Source organism: Hahella chejuensis KCTC 2396 (assembly GCF_000012985.1).
Lineage (GTDB): Bacteria > Pseudomonadota > Gammaproteobacteria > Pseudomonadales > Oleiphilaceae > Hahella > Hahella chejuensis.
In genome coordinates this window covers 6,809,431-6,825,079 of record NC_007645.1, presented here as the reverse complement: position 1 = coordinate 6,825,079, position 15,649 = coordinate 6,809,431, and the positions used below count along the sequence as shown (strand labels likewise).

11 protein-coding genes are annotated in these 15,649 nt (G+C 56.6%); 6 read left to right on the top strand and 5 right to left on the bottom strand.

Annotated features, from left to right (window positions below):
- The first annotated feature begins 5 nt into the window (after positions 1 to 5).
- On the top strand, positions 6 to 1,802 hold the full coding sequence (gene oadA, locus HCH_RS30240; RefSeq protein WP_011400384.1) for a sodium-extruding oxaloacetate decarboxylase subunit alpha: 1,797 nt from the start codon (positions 6 to 8) through the stop codon (positions 1,800 to 1,802).
- Positions 1,803 to 1,910: 108 nt separating this feature from the next.
- Here the strand turns inward: oadA and HCH_RS30235 are convergent, their stop codons facing one another.
- Positions 1,911 to 2,972, bottom strand: coding sequence for a hypothetical protein (locus HCH_RS30235; RefSeq protein WP_011400383.1), 1,062 nt, complete (start codon positions 2,970 to 2,972; stop codon positions 1,911 to 1,913).
- A gap of 520 nt (positions 2,973 to 3,492) precedes the next feature.
- On the opposite strand from HCH_RS30235, the gene HCH_RS30230 reads away from it, so the two are divergent.
- Positions 3,493 to 4,545: a PLP-dependent cysteine synthase family protein gene (locus HCH_RS30230; protein WP_011400382.1), complete on the top strand. Its 1,053-nt coding sequence runs from the start codon at positions 3,493 to 3,495 to the stop codon at positions 4,543 to 4,545.
- 41 nt (positions 4,546 to 4,586) lie between these two features.
- Here HCH_RS30230 and HCH_RS30225 read toward each other — a convergent pair whose 3' ends face one another.
- From HCH_RS30225 to HCH_RS30215, 3 genes are all read right to left on the bottom strand, one after another.
- A complete protein-coding gene (locus HCH_RS30225) occupies positions 4,587 to 5,387 on the bottom strand; it encodes a class I SAM-dependent methyltransferase (protein ID WP_148212693.1) in 801 nt (266 codons plus the stop codon).
- Between the two features lie 282 nt (positions 5,388 to 5,669).
- A complete protein-coding gene (locus HCH_RS30220; RefSeq protein WP_011400380.1) occupies positions 5,670 to 7,469 on the bottom strand; it encodes an ATP-binding response regulator in 1,800 nt (599 codons plus the stop codon).
- Positions 7,470 to 7,503: 34 nt separating this feature from the next.
- The gene (locus tag HCH_RS30215) at positions 7,504 to 8,010 is read right to left on the bottom strand and encodes a hypothetical protein (RefSeq protein WP_011400379.1); all 507 of its coding nucleotides are present in this window, start codon (positions 8,008 to 8,010) and stop codon (positions 7,504 to 7,506) included.
- 367 nt (positions 8,011 to 8,377) lie between these two features.
- On the opposite strand from HCH_RS30215, the gene HCH_RS30210 reads away from it, so the two are divergent.
- From HCH_RS30210 to HCH_RS30200, 3 genes are read left to right on the top strand one after another with little or no spacing between them, the layout of a single operon-like run.
- A complete protein-coding gene (locus tag HCH_RS30210; protein WP_011400378.1) occupies positions 8,378 to 9,031 on the top strand; it encodes a glutathione S-transferase family protein in 654 nt (217 codons plus the stop codon).
- Positions 9,032 to 9,073: 42 nt separating this feature from the next.
- Positions 9,074 to 12,022, top strand: a complete 2,949-nt coding sequence (locus HCH_RS30205) for a hypothetical protein (protein ID WP_041599028.1) — start codon at positions 9,074 to 9,076, stop codon at positions 12,020 to 12,022.
- On the top strand, positions 12,015 to 12,911 hold the full coding sequence (locus tag HCH_RS30200) for a mechanosensitive ion channel family protein (protein WP_011400376.1): 897 nt from the start codon (positions 12,015 to 12,017) through the stop codon (positions 12,909 to 12,911). Before HCH_RS30205 ends, HCH_RS30200 begins: the two co-directional genes overlap by 8 nt.
- 235 nt (positions 12,912 to 13,146) lie before the next feature.
- On the opposite strand, the gene HCH_RS30195 is transcribed toward HCH_RS30200, so the two are convergent.
- The gene (locus HCH_RS30195; RefSeq protein ID WP_011400375.1) at positions 13,147 to 13,749 is read right to left on the bottom strand and encodes a hypothetical protein; all 603 of its coding nucleotides are present in this window, start codon (positions 13,747 to 13,749) and stop codon (positions 13,147 to 13,149) included.
- Between the two features lie 494 nt (positions 13,750 to 14,243).
- Here HCH_RS30195 and HCH_RS30190 point away from each other — a divergent pair, with 494 nt between their 5' ends.
- Entirely contained in the window at positions 14,244 to 15,647 is a 1,404-nt protein-coding gene (locus HCH_RS30190; RefSeq protein WP_011400374.1) for a sodium:solute symporter family transporter, read from the top strand.
- The last annotated feature ends 2 nt before the right edge of the window (positions 15,648 to 15,649 follow it).

The window sequence follows — 15,649 nt, the reverse complement described above, 5'->3', positions numbered from 1 at the left end:
TTAGCATGAGTAAGAAAATAAACATCACTGACGTCATCCTGCGCGACGGCCACCAGTCGCTGATCGCCACCCGCATGCGCACGGAAGATATGCTGCCGGTGGCGGAAAAACTCGATAAAGCCGGTTACTGGTCTCTGGAAGTATGGGGCGGCGCCACCTTTGACGCCTGCGTACGCTTCCTGAAGGAAGATCCCTGGGAGAGACTGCGTCAACTGCGACAAGCCATTCCCAATACACGCCTGCAAATGCTGCTGCGCGGTCAGAACCTGCTGGGCTACAGACATTATTCTGATGACGTGGTGACGGCGTTTGTGGAAAAGGCCGCCAGCAACGGCATCGACGTGTTCAGGGTCTTCGACGCCCTCAATGACGTGCGTAACCTGGAGACCGCCATCGCGGCGGTGAAGAAAACTGGCAAGCACGCTCAAGGTACTATCTGCTACACCACCAGTCCGGTGCACACAGTCGAGGCGTTCGTGGACCAGGCCAGGCGCATGGCGGATATGGGGGCGGACAGCATCGCCATCAAAGACATGGCGGGTCTGCTGACTCCGCAAGTGACTTTTGATCTGGTCAGCGCGCTCAAGCAATCCCTGACGTTGCCGATCTTCCTGCATTCCCACTATACCTCCGGCATGGCGTCCATGTGCCAGCTGAAGGCGGTGGAAGCGGGCGTGGATCACCTCGACACCTGTATTTCCTCCTTCGCCGGCGGCACCAGTCATCCGCCCACAGAAACCATTGCGGCGGCCCTGCAAGCGGCGGGCTACGAAACCGGCCTGGATATGAAAATTCTGGGCGAGGTGGCGGCGCATTTCCGCGAAGTGCGCAAGAAGTACCACCAGTTTGAAAGCGAGTACAACGGCGTCGACACCAGTGTGCTGATCAATCAGGTGCCGGGCGGCATGATGTCCAACCTGGCCAACCAGTTGAAAGAGCAGGGCGCCCTGGATCGCATTCGCGACGTATTCACCGAAATTCCCCGTGTGCGCGAAGACCTCGGCTATCCGCCGCTGGTGACGCCGACCTCACAGATCGTGGGAACTCAGGCGGTGCTTAATGTGATTACCGGCAAACGCTACGAAACCATCACCAACGAAGTGAAGCGCTATCTGCAGGGCTGGTACGGTCAGGCGCCGGCGCCGGTGAATCTGGAGTTGCAGAAGAAGGCGATTGGCAAGGAAGACGTGATTGACTGTCGTCCCGCCGACCTGTTGCAGCCGGAATTGCACAAGCTGAAAGAAGAAGTGGGCGATCTGGCGGAGTCGGATGAAGATATGCTGACTTACGCGATGTTCCCGGAAGTGGCCAAGCCCTTCCTGCAAGGGCGCAAAGCGGGCACGCTCAAGCCGGAGCCGCTGCAGCCGAAGGCGGACGCCAAGGCGGCGGGCGTGGCGACTGAGTTCAAGATCACCGTACATGGCGAAACCTACGACATTCACGTCACAGGCGTCAGCCCCAGCGGCGAGAGCGAGCGTCGCTTCTACATGACGGTGGACGGCGAACCGGAAGAGATCATGATCGAGTCCACCGGCGCCTACACGCCGGCTGAAGGCGGCGGCAAGCGTCAGCGCGCCTCCGCGCCCGGTCACATTACAACCGCCATGCCGGGCAATATCGTCGATGTGCTGGTCAAGGAAGGTCAGACCGTGGCCGTTGGCGACGCGGTGTTGATTATTGAAGCCATGAAAATGGAAACCGAGATCAAAGTCGGCGTTGCAGGCGTGGTGAAAGGCGTTTTCGCCAAGAAAGGCGACCGCGTCACGCCGGGAGAAATCCTGGTGGATATCGAGACCGCCTGATCCCGCCTGTTAGGTATTCGCCATCGCCGTCCCTGAGGGGCGGCGGTGGTTTATCCTCGCTTAGCTTATCCTGTCCCTGTTTGTTTCCTTGCAAATAAGCCCCTGTTGTCAGGGCTGGAAAGGCTGAATATTTTCCAGACCTTTGCCGGTAGTGACCATTTCATGCAGATCCTCCGCCATGCGCTCGCTTTCCAGCAGTACTGTGCGCCAGTATTTGAGGCGGCTGTCCGCATCCAGATGCTTGAAGTCGTTACGATCGGAGATCTTGCCGTAGGGAAGTTTGGCCACCATTTCCCGGGAGGGCGTCAGCATCAGCACATTGTCGTAATGGCGGGGATCGACCTTTCTGTACGGTAGCTTCTTATCCAGCCATCCTGGCGTTACCTGCTGACTGAAGTGGGGGTAAAGAACCAATCCCTTGCTTTCATTGAACGGCAGGTCGAAGTGATAATCCACGATGCCGCCGTCCCGGTAAACGCCTTTGGGGGCGTCCGCAATGTTGGAGACGCCGGACAGCACCATAGGAATGGCGCCCGACGCCATTAACGCTTGCTCCAGATTCTGCGTATGCAGAGGCGCGGTGCGAGTGGGAAGATCTTTTAATTGCAGGGCCGGCTCCGGCCCGGTGTGAAACAGGACGCGTTCGAAAAACAATCCCAGCGCTCGTCGACTCAGTGCGTTGGCGCCGGCGGCCAGGGCCAGGCCGAATAACTGCAGCCAGGCCTGTTCCGAAGCGGCGGGTCCCCGGCAGCGGTCCGCCAGAATATGCGTGCGAATAGTGGAGTGTGCGATCACTTCCGCTGCGCCATTGGAGCCCAGCGTGGTTTGCACCATCAGTCTGGCTTTGGCGGTGATCTCCGCCACGTCGGGCTTCTCGGAATAGCGCTCCTGGGAATAATGCTCCGCCAGCCGGGTGATCGCCGCCACCGGATCGTTCTGGGCGAAGCAGGCCATGCGCCAGGCGCCGGCGGAGGAGCCAATGGTGTGCAACGGCGTGCGGCGGTCTTTGAAAAACTCCCCGGACAGATACTTGTCCAGTCCGAACAGAATGAACCACTTGGGACCGCCGGAAGCGCCCGCCATCAGACTGAAGTCATTCGCTTTCAGACCGCGACTGCGGATGTGCTGCAAGGCCTTTGGGCCAGCGATCAGGGTGAGGGCGGATGACATAGCGGGCTCCCGTAAAACGTCAGTGGGGCATCATGCCAAAGCGAAGGGGGAGCGACAAGCGTGAAGATAACAGGAAAAGGGTGGGAGGCCGGCGTTGCGACCGGCTCCCGGGTTGGCGGTTAAGCCGATGCCGTCCCTGGCGACGAAATACTTTTCGCTCCACAACGCCTGAGCACACGACTTTCCGGTTCCCGACGACATCTGGGGATAACGCGCGCGCTGTCAATCGCCGCGCACGTAGGCGCACAACGGGAACTGGCCGGAAAATTGCTGCAGGATTTTGGAGGGCGCGAATGCTACAGAAAGCCCCTGGCATTTACAAGGAAATCCCATTCGCTGCAGCGGTTTAAATGTCAGCATTTGTAACGGAATGTAAGATAGCGGAACGTCTCACCTGCTCTGGTATATGTTTAAGAAGGTTCGGAGAAAAGACTCGACAAATTGAGTAGTGGGTTTAATAGCCAGAGGCTATATACTTATAACCCTGAAAACTAACCATAGAACTAAGAGGTAATCGGGTATGAGTTGGGTCAGTGAGGCGATTCAGAAGATTGAGGCGGATTTCCAGCGTTCGGCGGACACGCATTTGATCAAGGTCGATCTGCCCTGCATTCCGGATATTCATCTCTATTTGAAAGACGAATCCACCCATCCCACCGGCAGCCTGAAACACCGCCTGGCGCGTTCGCTGTTTTTATACGGGCTGTGTAATGGCTGGATTCGTCAGGGGACGACGGTGATCGAGGCGTCTTCCGGCAGTACCGCGGTGTCCGAAGCTTATTTCGCCCGTTTGCTGGGGCTGCCTTTCATCGCGGTGGTGCCGGCGTCCACCTCGCAACAGAAGCTGGATCAGATCACCTTCTATGGCGGCGCCTGTCATAAAGTCAGCACTGGCAGTATTTATGACGAAGCCGAGCGACTGGCGCGGGAAGTTGATGGCCATTACATGGACCAGTTTACTTACGCGGAACGGGCGACGGACTGGCGCGGCAACAACAATATCGCCGAATCCATTTTTCAACAGATGCGCGCAGAGCCTTATCCCATTCCCTCCTGGATTGTGATGAGCGCCGGCACCGGCGGCACCTCCGCCACCATCGGCCGCTATCTGCGTTATCAGCAGCACGCCACGCGGTTGTGCGTGGCGGACCCGGAAAACTCCGTGTTCTACGATTACTATCAGACCCGCAACGCCTCTCTGACCCTGACGCAGCCATCCTGTATTGAAGGTATTGGACGTCCGCGGGTGGAGCCGTCCTTTATCGCCGGTATTGTGGACCGCATGATCAAAGTGCCGGATGCAGCGTCCATGGCGTCACTGCGTTGGCTGCAACACCTTTTAAACCGTCGCTGCGGCGGCTCCACGGGCACTAATCTGTATGCGACGGTGCAATTGCTGTCGGAGATGCGCGCGCGAGGCGAATCCGGTTCAGTCGTCAGTATGATCTGCGACGGCGGCGAGCGTTACCTGGATACTTACTACAATCCACAATGGCTGCAGGACAAAGGCTTTGACACTGCACCCTATGAAGAACAGCTCAAGCGCTTTGAGTGCAGCGGCAAGTTGGACTAAGCCACGTCCGCCGGGGGTGAGTCGGCGGATCTCGTCTTCGCTTAGTCCGCGCAGATCGTGTCGTTAACCTGCACGGAGGCTGCTCCCAGGCTGAGAAACCTGTTGCTGACGGCGTTTGGTCTGCGGAATGCGATGTGCAATTCATCGCTGAGCGACTCCAGATAGAATCCGTGAGCCTGCAGCACATGCTGCAGGCTGCGGCGGGTATGAAACGCCATGTGCGCATTGCGCGGACAGGCGTACCACCAGTCCACCCCTTGCATTTCAATATCTCTGGGTTGCAATAGCGTGCTCAGCAGCAATGAACCGTTGGGCGCGACTAACGAGCACAGCTCTTTGAACAGGTTGTGTTGGTCGCTGACATGCTCCACCACTTCGAAGGTGGTGACCAGGCTGTAAATCCGGGAAGGTTTTTTACAGTTGGCGTGATGGTGGGGGTCGTAGGTGGCGCAATCACTGAAACCCTGCCTGCGCAACAGACGTTCCAGATGACCTTCGCCGCCGCCGAAATCGAGCAGAGACTCATCTCTTAGATCATCGCCCAGGGCGCGCGTCAGAAATTGCGCCAGACGGGCGGCGCGTTCGCCCGCGAAAGGCGGATCGGCTTTCAGGTATTCGTTGTTGTAAACCTGACGTTCGAAATCCTTATCGCTCCAATCGTCGAAATAAGGTGTGAACATGAATCCGCACTGCTGACAGCGGTAATAGTCGACTTGAATGAGGGACGGGGGGAACACCCGGCGGCCTTCAAAGTGATCGCTGCCGGATTTGTTGAAGTCCGTGGCTCCCATATATTTCACATCGCCCTGGCAGATTCTGCAGGCGTGTACTGCTTTGTCCATAATCGCATCCATTTCTATGCTTATTAGTATCGTCGGCGCTGCCGGAGCGCATCCGACCGACGCCGTCCTGAACCCTTTTTCTTTTTTGATGGTCTGCCAGCGCAGCAAGAATCAATGCGCGTACGCCAGCCCGCGTCTCAGGCCGGAGGGGCTGCGCCAGCGTGTATAGACCTATGCCGTTAATATAAAACGAAAAGCCGTGAAATATCCAAGTTTCGTTGGAAACAGGGCGGCAAGATGAGGAAAGGCGGGATATAAATGTGGCGGATGGGCCAAGCGCGTTTAGTGCGGCTGTGGTCGACCGAGGTATTTGAAAATGGTGGACTTCATCACTTCCACGTCAATGGGTTTGAGGATGAACTCCTGGAATTTGAGGCCGAGTCGGCTCGCTTCCTGGCTGCCGTTCACATTGGCGGTGACGGCGACGATGGGGATGTCGGCGAGTTCCGGGTCTTCCTGAAAGCGAGAGCAGACATCCAGCCCGGAAGTGGTGGGCAGGTTAAGATCCAGCAAAACCAGTTGCGGACGATAAGTGCGGGCCATGGCGATGCCCTGCTCGCCATTATTGGTGGTCAACAACTGGATATTACGCATGCTGGCGAACAGACTCTCCATCAGACGGATATTGGAGTAATTGTCTTCGATATAGAGCACGGTGGCCTTGGGCGCCGCTAGAACTTCCAAATCCGGCGGACGCGGCGACACGGCTTTGATCGCGCTACGGTCCTGGGCTTTGACCACGTCGAGAATCGGGAATTTCACCCAGAACAGACTCCCCTGGCCTTCTTTCGATTTGAAACCGATCTGGCCGTTCATCAACAGCACCAGCTGCTGGCTGAGGGCGAGCCCGATGCCGGTGCCTTCGATGGCCATGTCCTGGGCCAGGCGCTCAAAGGGTTTGAATACTTTGTGGTGGTCTTTCTTGTGAATGCCGATGCCGTTATCCGCGACGCTCAGGCATAGCATGCCGCTGCGGCTTTCGTGCTCCAGTTCGACCTTGACCCAGCCGCCTTTGCGGTTGTACTTGATGGCGTTGGTGAGGAAGTTGGTCAACACCTGCACCATGCGGGTGCGGTCTACCTTGATCAGATAATCCAGACGCACTTCCGGTTCATACACGCTGATGTTGTTCATCATCGCCATGGAGCGAATCATGGACACGGACTCATTGACCAGAGACTGCACAGAGCAGGGTTCGATACTGATGCTTAGCTGACCGCTCTCGATCTTGGACAGGTCCATGATGTCGTTGATGAGCGATAGCAGGTGTTCGCTGGCTTTATAGATTTCGTCGATATTCTGCATCTGTTCCCGGGACAGATTGCGGCTTTCCATTTGCATGAGCTGGGCGAAGCCCATGACCGCATTCAACGGCGTGCGCAATTCGTGGCTCATGTTGGAGAGGAAGCGGCTCTTGGCGTCGCTGTTGGCTTCCGCCCGACGGCGGTGGAAATCCGCTTCGACTTTGGCCTGTTTGGCCAGATACATTAACCAGTACAGAGAAATAAAGCCGATCAGTACGGTCACCGCCAGCACCGACAGCAGCACTTCCGCATAGAAGAAGATATTGGCCAGTTCGTCCCGCTTCGCCACTCGTAAGGTGACCTGTTCCTGATGGGCGATCAGCGTGAGTTCGTGCGCGATGCGGCGGGTTTCGTCGAGCTTGTCGATCAGTTCGGGGAGTATTGGGTCAGGGTCGTTGACGGCGTTATCGAACAGGGGCGACAGGGCTTCGATCTGATAGGTGACGGAGGTCATTAATGCCTGAGTTTTCGGCAGAACGCTGATGGCCTCGCGAAATTCGCCTTTCTTGAACAGGTCGGTGCGGCTGAGCAGCACTGAGTAACGGATATCCAGGTCTTCCGGCAGATGGTCGCCATGCTGCAGCGCATGGGCGATGATCAGCATATTCATCACTTCCACTTCGATCTGATGAATAGACCAATACAAATCGTCCTTCGCGACCCGCACCTCCAACGCCCCTTCGCGTAACGTGACTATGGTGGCGGTAACGGCGATGGCGAGTATGACTGTGGCGGCGGCTAATACAACACCGAGAATCGACCGAATTCGCTTGACCAAAAATATCTACTCTGAAAATGACGCGTTACGCGGGTTACTCGACTTTTATCTGAACAAGTTGCCATATACAACGTTGAAAGAAAATTTCATTTTTGGTTTCGGGGACAAGGTCGAAGGGATATATGACGAAAACCGGACCTTTTTCCCTGATGTTTAACGTTTCTCCATCTATACGCGTGGCCAGCACGACATCATAGGTTTGAAAATCCTGAATCGGAATATTGGTGGCGTAGTCGTTCAGAGCGATGGCTTTGACTTTACCGCCCTGGGCGCCCACCAGTTTCATCAGATCACGCGCCAGCGGGCCGGAAAATGTCTTCGGCGCATCAAACCAGGGCGTACTGGTTTTGATGCTGTGCTGGGGCAGTTGATCGAGCATCGCCAGATCGAATTTCGCTACGTTCTTACCGTTAGTGTTGGCGATTTTACCGCTGACGGTAAGCACGGCCCTTCCCTGTGGCGCATTGAGTCCCTCTGCGAGGGCGGGGGCGCAAATCAATCCCAGCCCGAATACTACCAAAATAAGACGCAGTGCTTTCATGACGCCCTCAAATGACCATTTCCTTCATAAAAATAACCGACAAGCATGAGCTTTGAATGACGGACAGGCAAATTTTTTCGGGCTTTGGACCTCGAATTCTCCCTGCGGAAACGCCTCGGAAGCATGCTGCAGCCGTTCAAGGAACAGTTGTAATTAAATAATAATAGACGGATTCGCATTAAATGCTGAGTCAGTTTCTTATCCGGCCCCATAAATTGACAGAAAAGCGGCCGTTTTCATAGTTCGCCTGCGTAAAAAGATTTTTCCGGCTAAACGCACGCAACTCTATGAAAATAATACTTCTTTCTCTCGCTATCTAGGATTGCCCGGCAAATTGATCTAAAGTTGTCCAGTCAAAGGAGGACTTATGCAAACTGAACTTACTCTCGTTATTGGCAATAAGAATTACTCGTCGTGGTCTTTGCGCGCGTGGCTGCCGTTGAAGCGCAGCGGGCTGGCGTTTTCAGAGGTGTTTGTCCCCCTGATGACGCCGGGTTACAAAGATAAACTGTTGGAGTACTCTCCGGCTGGAAAAGTGCCGGCGCTGTTGATTGACGGCCGTCCGGTATGGGACTCGTTGGCCATCGCCGAATGGGTGGCGGAACAGAAACCCGAATTCTGGCCCCGCGACGCCTTCGAAAGGGCCTGGGCGCGCTCTGTGACTGCGGAAATGCACTCTGGTTTTTCTGGTGTGCGCGGCGCCATGCCGATGAACTGTCGCGCGAGTGGTCGCCGAGTGGAATTGGATGACGCGACTCGGGACGAAGTCGCGCGTATCTGCGAAATCTGGACCCAGTGTCGGGAAACCTTCGCGGACCGCGGTCCCTGGCTGTTTGGAGAATGGAGTATCGCAGACGCCTTCTACGCGCCAGTGGCCTCCCGCTTCCGCACCTATGGCGTGGACGTCAACGCGGCTTGCGCCGGCTATATTGAGACAACCTGGAGCGATCCGTTAATGCAGGAGTGGTTGTCCCATGCGCAGCAGGAAACGCAGGTCATCGAAAAAGGAGAGGTGGGATAACCCCCTCGCGCCTGCGGACGTAATCGAAATTTGATGCCTTCGATGCGAACCTTCTCATCCGTAGCGTGCGGCGCCAGCCGCCGCTGCGTCACTGCCTTTCATGTCGTGTTTTTGTCGCGATGGCGCTGGGCCCTGATTGCGCTTTTCGCGTTATTGACGGCGCATCAACCCGCCTTCGCCCGCGATCCCTGTGACGCAATTTCCCTGCTGGAACAACAATGGCGCGTGCGCCTTGCTGAGTCGCAACGGGATTTGGCGTCGTTCACCGCGCTGCGGCGCGGAGAAGTGGAGCCAGGATTTCAACTGTCTCATCTGACGCCGGTGGCGCTGGATGATGACTCCGCCGTAGAAGACTACATACAGGTTCTGCGTTCCGACGGCTATCTGCCAATGTCGCCGCCCGGACTGGATCAATGCGCGCGTCTGGCCAAGTCGATGCAAACGCTGCGAGCGGAGCTGACGGCCCAATTAACGCAACTGCGGGATGCGCGGCTGACGTTGTTCACTCAATCCGCGGATATCAGATGGGCGTTGCAGCGGCTGTTACTGAAGCTGGAGCGCCTGCAACCGCTGACCGCAGAACTGACGCAGCGTCAGGCAGGCGCCCAAAACGTCGGACCCGACGCGCCGGGCGCGGCGCAGACGCCTGCCTCGCCGGAGACCGGCAAAACCGCCACGGAAGCCGAGGCCCAGGCGGAAGCAGTGCGCCGCGCCGCCGCAGTGGAGCGTCTGACGGAGATGAGCCAGCGCGCGCAGGCGTTGTTAGCGGAACTGTCCGCACATTTATATGCGGACGCTTCTTTCGGGACATTGGAAACCTTGTGGCCGCAGATTTTGACGCTGAGCGGGAATCCTGTGCGGGAGTTGGCGGCGCAGCTTCCAGATCTGCAAACACGACCTCAGACTTTGGCGGAGGCTATTGAAGTCCTGCGGGTGCAAGCCACTTACTTGCGCAACCATCGTATTGCGGCGGATGGGATGAGAGCGGCTATGCGCACCTGGCGTGAACCGCAAAGGGAATGGACAGGCCTGCGGCAGGAGTTGGTCATGCTGCCGGAAATGACCTTGAATGCATTGGTCGGCCCGGTAGTGGAAGAGTATCAGCTGGCGCGTGAGCGCCAGAAACTGGTCACGCTATTGTCGCTGTGGTCATTGCAGGTGATTCTGCTGGCGTTGGCGGCCTGGTTAGTGGCGCGCGCGGCCGCCTGGTCGATGCAGGCGTTGTCGCAGTTGCAGCGACGGCTGTTGCGGCTGCTTGGACAGACCGCCGCCATGCGGCTGGTCAACGGCTTGTTCTGGGTGCTGAAACCCAACGCGCCCTGGCTGATGATCTGGTGGCTGTCCGTCACCCTCAGCAACCTGTCTCCTTCTCATTGGTATCTGTTCCATCTGCTGCGCCCTCTTGGCGTCGCCTATGCCCTGTTTCGCGGCATCCGGGTCATGAGCGAGTGGCTGTTCTCCCGCATGTACGGGCAGAGCGGCTTCTTCGTTACGCAACAAACCGGAGATCAATTACGCACGGAGGCGGGGCGGCTGGCGGTTAGCGTCGTAGTGTGTTGGGCGCTGCGGGAAATGGCGCTGGCCACGGGAGGCGGCTACGTTTACTTCATCGTCCAGAGCGCTGTGATTCTATATCTATGGTGTCTGGCGACTCTGTCCCTGCGTCGTCATGGCGATGTCTGTCGGAAATTTATCTGCCGTTTGAGTACGGTGAATTCACGCGAGTCTTGTTCTCTTCTGCTCGATCGTCCCTGGATTTTCCCCTGGTGGCCGCTGTTGTTCATCGCCGCCCAAGTCTGGGATCTATTGCTGCGGTTGCATCTGCTGCTGGGACAGTTCGACGCGTACCGCTCGCTCAGCGTACGCATTCTGCGACTGCATCTGGAGACGGCTACCGGCGCGGAGACGGAGGGCGAGGATGCGGAGGCTGATGAATATCAGGCCCGCTCCTATCGCTACTGGATGTTGGACCGGCCCAGGGAGGAGCAGGCGGTTATCGCTCAGGAGGCGCTGCTGGCGACCTTGACTAAACCAGTGACGGACTGGGCGGAGAAACAGCGGGAAGACAACATGCTGTTGCTGGTGGGGGAGCATGGCGGCGGCAAGACCTCCCTGGTCAGCCAGTTTGAGAAACATTGGGACAAGACCCCGGTGCGCTTTCTCAGCGCGCCGCCGAAACTGACTTCAGCGGAGGCGGTAAAGGCGTTTCTTACGGATTCCACTGCGCTGAGCGACGGCGACAGCATGGCTGACAAAGCCGCCGCGCCGTCGGCGCAGAAGAAAGTGGTGATCGTGGATCAGGCGGAAAACTTTCTGCTGGCGCAGGTCGGAGCGCTGGATGGCGTGAAGGCCTTCCTGCAGCATTTGAATGACGCCTCGCCGGATACGTTCTGGATTGTGGTCATGCATGCCCCGACCTGGCGCTATCTGAGTCGCGTTTTTCAGAAGCATCACCAGTTTTCCCACATTATCGCCATGCCGAAATGGAGCCCGACGGACATTCGCAAGCTGCTGCTTTCCCGACATCATGCCTCTCACCGGCGCCTGCGTTACGATGACTTGTTGCTATCGGCGCTGGCGGGTACTGAGTCCGCGTCATTCAAAGCCGCCGACACGCGCGTCTTCAACCTGATGTGGGAATTGAGCGCCGGTAATCCATTGACGGCGCTGCATCTGTGGCTGGAATCCGCCCGTTTCGATCATCGCACGGTGGAAATAGGCATTCCTCAGCGTGTGGCGACCTCTGTGCTGAACGCGCTGCAGGACGATGAGTGTTTTATGCTGGCGGCGGTGATTCAGCATGAGAATCTGACGCCGCAGGAGATCGCCGTCGCCACCACGCTGCCGTTGGCGATGGTGCGGCAGACGCTGAAATCAGGCTGTGCGGCGGGTATTTTATGGGGAGATGAAAGAGACAGATATCGCGTACATGCGCTTTGGTATCCGGCTTTAACCACTTACCTGGGCAGGAAGAATATTCTGCATGGATAACCAATCGGTCGAAAACCTATTGCAACTGGGCGGGCTGTTTGAGCCCGGCAAAATAGCGCTGCTGGCCTTGGGAATTTTTATCCTCTGGGGCGTTAACCGGGCGGCCCGCCGCCTGTCCGACAGCCTGATGGACAAGTTCCCCAGTCAACGCTTTCTGACCTTGCAAATCGTCACCTTATTCAGCTTTATCTGGTATATCGGCGGGACCCACTGGTTGCTGGTGACGGTGATTGAGCCGCCGAAGGAATTCCTGCTCGCCATTGGCGGCAGCGCCGTGGTGGCCATCGGTTTTGCGCTGAAGGATATCGCCGCGTCCATGATCGCCGGCATCATGCTGTTGTTTGATCGGCCGTTTCAGGTGGGGGACCGGGTCGCATTCGGCGACGACTACGGAGAGATCGTCAGTATTGGCTTGCGCTCGGTGCGGTTGCGTACGCTGGACGACAATATGGTGACCATTCCCAACTCCCGCTTTATCACGGAAACCGTATCCAGTGGCAACACCGGCGCGTTGGACATGATGGTGGTGACCGAGTTTTATCTGTCTCTGGATGCGGACCTGGAACTGGCGCAAAACCTCGTGTACGAAGTGTTGGCCACCAGTCGTTTTATATTCCTGAAGAAACCGATCAGTTGCGTCATGACGGAAGTGGCGCTGGCGGATCGCCTGGCGGTGCGTTTAACGGCCAAAGCCTATGTGCTGGACGTGAGGTTTGAAAAAGCGTTTCAAAGCGACGTGGTGATGCGGGTAGAGCGTCAATTTCGCGCTCATCATATCGCCCGTCCGCAGCGGGACGGCGTGCCTGAAAGCGAAGCCGGGCGTAACGCCGTCGCTTCCGCTCCATTACAGGAAACGCTTCCGCCGCCAAGCGCTGCGTCCGAAGACTAAACGCAGACGATGATTGACGTCCGCAGTAAAACGGCCGCGTAATGCTTTGTCACTGGCGGTGATAAAGTTGTTGGAGCAGAGCGTAGCCCGGCGTATTTCCAACCGCCGGTCAGGCTTGGCTGCGTGTCGGGCGCAAAGGTCCTCCTGGACGGCTGCCCCGCCTGTGCCTGGCGGTATATGCGGGAAACGCCGCAATGCAGTTGCGGCGCGCCACATCAGTTACGGAAAACTGGGATCAGCGTTTGAACCAGCCTGAGATCTGATCCAGCCAACCTTTTTCGTTGGCGGCTTTCTCAGGCGAATCTTCTCGGTCCAAATGCATGGCGGTCGCTTCCGACAGACCCGGGGGAAGGTCATATTTCTCCTTGTAGGCGTCGATGCACATCAGCATCTTGCCATAAGCCTCCGAATCCTCGGTTATGCCCCGTAATTCGCAGATGCGTTTCACGGATAGCTCGAACGCTTTCTCAAAGCCATGCTTGTCCACCGATACCGATTTAAACAACGGCTTCCGCCCTGGAAGCTTCACCCGTAGTTTAAATTCCGTGGCGGGCTTGCGGCCCTCCCGATGCCGGGTTTGCAATTGCAACCCGAGGATGGTGCCATCCTCGTGGATCAATGTATCGCCTTTCAACATCATGAGCTGACGAACGGCGGACTGCCATTGTTCCAACCGCTGATCGATTTCCTTCGCCTCTTTCATCGCCCTTTTCATGGCTGATTTCGAGGCCCCTTCAACCCGCACGTAGCGTTGTTGCTCGCGCCCGTTGATGGCGCGGGTAATTCGCAGGTAGGTACGAGTGCTGTCGCTGCTGTCTTTGAAAACGGTAATGCCCATATCAATTCACTTTGCTTGAGGAATGAGGAGCTTTATCAAGCTGATTTCGTATAACGAATTCAGAATTGGATAGTTTTCGAAGAATTGAATATCAATACGCTAAAGCGGTGGTATTGGATCAACCTTGGCAACTATCTATCAGATAACGCTTCCCAGTCCATACAATCTCCCTAAAGATGTTGATACCAAACCGAGGGGCGCCACAAATGATACCGCTCCGATAAGTCCTTGTTCGGATCTTCATTCATAACGCACGATTACTGCTGGTGATCGGCGGCGCGGAATGCGCCTGACCCACTATAAGAGACGACTACAATAACGTCACACCTATCAATATAACCACACTCCGTGATTTTTCAAATAGGCTTCATGAGTACATATGTAAATAATGTCTATTCGTTCGAAATCAAGCTAATTTTAGAAAGTTAAGGAAACTTTAATGCAAATAATTGGTCCTATATTCGCATGTAATTACAGGCCTGTAGGGGTGTTTCATGGCTGCGACGTTTTTGCCGGCTTTCGTGGCGATCATCGCCATTTTCAGCATTTTTCTCTCTCCGCGCGCTAAAAGTGACGGCGCTTTCTTCAAAGGCCTCTCACCGGATGGCCGCCAACCCGGTTTAATAACGCTGATATTTTCACAGGTGACTACCTGGATTTTCGCCAGATCCCTGATGAACGCGGCGATCCTGGGATATTACTACGGCCTGTGGGGCGCGCTCGCCTACGCGGCCTATTACCTTTCTTTTCTGACCGGCGCGGCCATTATCGACAGTTTGCGATTTCGACATGGTTGCGATAGCGTTCAGGAATTTTTACGGTTGCGCTTCGGTGGCGCAGGCGCCTCCTGTTATAACCTCGTGATTGCGATTCGTCTGGTCAGCGAAGTTTTCGCCAATTTATTAGTGATCGGCATTCTATTCGGCGCCGACGGCAGTCATGCCTATGTCATCGCCATTCTTGGATTTTCCGCAATCACGCTTTTGTATTCGACCCTGGGCGGTCTGCACGCTTCTTTGCGCACGGATGTCTTTCAGATGGGTGTCTTTTTGGTTGTACTTGCTGTGCTGATAGCGATAGCCCTCACTGCGGACGACTTTAGTTTCGCGACCCTGTTGTTCAAACCCTTCGTCATTGACGATCCCGGCCCCATCTTGTTGGCGGTGGCGCTGTTGCAGGTGTGGAGCTACCCGATGCACGACCCGGTCATGATGGATCGCGGCTTCCTGGCGGACAGAAAAACCACGCGGAGAAGCTTTATCCACGCCGCCTGGATCAGCAGCCTGTGTATTACGCTGTTTGGGTGTTTAGGCGTGTTCGCCGGCGCGCAGGCGTTGCAGGGCGAAGACATGAACGCGGCGCTGACCCGGTTGCTGGGAGAAACGCCGATGCTGATCTTCAGCGCTGCCTTGGTGGTGTCCGCCATGTCCACTTTGGATTCCACGCTGGCCAGTTCCGCCAAGTTGGCGGCGGTGGATATGCGACTGTTGCGTCCGACACTGGCCAACGGCCGTATCGCCATGGCGGTATTCATGCTGGCCGGGTTGCTGTGTGTATTTTTCGGTAGCAAAGATCTATTCGCTGCGGTGGCGGTGAGCGGGACCGCCTCTATGTATCTGACGCCGGTGGTGTTTTTCTCTTTGTGGCGTGACTGGCGCGACGTGCCGCTCTGGAGCTATCTGACGAGTTTCTGTGTGGCGGTGGGCGGCGCGGCGCTGTATTTCACGGAGTCGTCCGGTTACAGCAATCTAATTGAGCCGTTGGTCGGCGTTAGCCACAAGTACAGCAAGCTGTTGCTGATTTCCCTGATCGTGATGACGGTGGGCTGCGCCGCCTTTTGGATGGGCGCGCGCTTTCCATTTCGCTCGTCCCGAACGCCGCAGCCGGTGTTAGAGTGAGG